At 30.6% G+C, this 1,861-nt stretch carries 1 protein-coding gene; it reads right to left on the bottom strand.

Features of this window, described 5'->3' with window-relative positions:
* Positions 1 to 456: 456 nt before the first annotated feature.
* Positions 457 to 1,740 (bottom strand): IS110 family RNA-guided transposase, encoded by a 1,284-nt coding sequence (locus tag ACTNBA_RS19030; protein ID WP_441075819.1) that lies wholly within the window; start codon positions 1,738 to 1,740, stop codon positions 457 to 459.
* Between the last annotated feature and the right edge of the window lie 121 nt (positions 1,741 to 1,861).

Genomic DNA, 1,861 nt, shown 5'->3' with positions numbered 1-1,861 from the left:
AACAACTTCCTCTTTATTCTTTAATATTCTCTTTATATCTCACTAATTCTTAGGATAGCGATATAAGAAAAAAGAAACATATTTAAATATATTGAATTTATGGTTTAAAATGGTCATGAATGAGCGAACTAAATACAACTAACACTTTTTTTACAAAATATGTATACATTGGATGTCCGCAAATTCTTTGGTAACTCACCCTTCCATGTCTCACAGGATCTAATGTCCTTAATTCCTTCGTTCAGTTTATCCAAAGGCGGATGTCAGTTAATGCTAGTTAACCGGGTCTCAATGCCCTAATGTTGTTGCTTTTTTCTGACTAATCCTTGCTTCTTTTTTTCAAAGAGCTATCCTGAAATTTGTGATTTAATTTATCTCGAATATTAAATTTCAAAGAATTGACATTCACTTTTTACAAACTAACTTTTGATATTTAAAAATAAATGCAGTTTTATTTTATGCAGCGTTAGGTAAATCAACAATATTAGCATCCTTTATTAATTTTTCTGGGTTGTATTTAATTTTCTTAGTTAATATAGCATAAAATATTCTGATAAGTTTACAGGACAATAAAATCAATGATTGTTTCTTTTTTAATGGATTTTCTATTCTACTAGTATAGTATTTATGGAGCAATTTAAATTCATTATTTTTTGACACTAATGGAATTGTTACTCGAAAAAGCAATGATCTAAGTTTAGATCTACCCCTTTTACTTATACTTGTTTTTCCTTTATGTTTACCAGAACTAGTTTCAATAAGATTTAACCCTGCAAGTTTTTGAATTTGACTTGGATGATTAAAACGTGTTATATCACCAATCTCTCCTATAAATCCTGCTACAGTCATTATACCTATGCCATTAATAGTTAACATTTCTCTAGCACCTGGAACTTGTAGCGTCAGTTCAGTTATTTCTGATTCTAGCTCTTTATATTGATTCATATATAAATCATATTGATCTAAAATAAGCTTAAGTTCTTTTTCTGCTAATCTCAGTCCTTCTTTAATGCCTACAGAAACTTTAGCCGCTTCAACGAGCTTAGTTGCTCTGCTAAGACCTACACCACGTTTAATCTCCTTTTTCCATTCCATAGCTATTTGTACACTACCTTTTGCTATTACTTTTTCTGGAGTTGGGAAGTTCTTTAAAGTTATTAAGGCTGCCTTACCTTCCCAATTGCAGAATACTTCATTAAACTCTGGGAAATATTTATCATTCCATTGAGCTATTTTATTTTTAATTCTAACAAGAGCATTACTTATATCATCTCTCATATTCATAGCAGTTCTAATCTCACTATAGATCCCTTCGGGAACATATGGTACGGAGTACCTACCATCAATAACTAATTTTGCTATTGTCTTGGCATCTTTACGATCATTCTTAGTTTGAGAATTATCATCTAATTCTTTACTTTTTTTAACATGAGAAGGGTTTACGAGAACTACTCGTATGTCCATATCTTTTAAAAAGTATGCTAAGTTAAACCAATAGTGACCTGTCGGTTCCATTCCTACAATTAAACTATTCTTATTATTTTCTGTAGCGATAGCTTTCGCCCACTGCTGGAACATTAAAAATCCTTCAGCAGTATTTTCAAATGATTTAATTTTACCTAACTCAATACCTCTATAATCAAAGGCTCTGGCATATTGAACATGTTTAGCAATATCAACTCCAATAATTAATGTGCTTTCGGTTATTGACCTAATCTTACTATTTTGTGTATAATTCATATTGAGTACCTCCACTGATAATTATTAATTAGGGATAAGACTTGCAAGTCCTTATACCCAGTATTTTATCAGTGGAGTTTCTTTTTTTCAAAGTTCATTTAGCTTTATAACAGGAATGCTA

The organism is Clostridium sulfidigenes, assembly GCF_052067195.1.
Lineage (GTDB): Bacteria > Bacillota > Clostridia > Clostridiales > Clostridiaceae > Clostridium_J > Clostridium_J sulfidigenes.
Note: the sequence above shows the minus strand (reverse complement) of the source record. Positions and strands in the feature narration are given on the sequence as shown.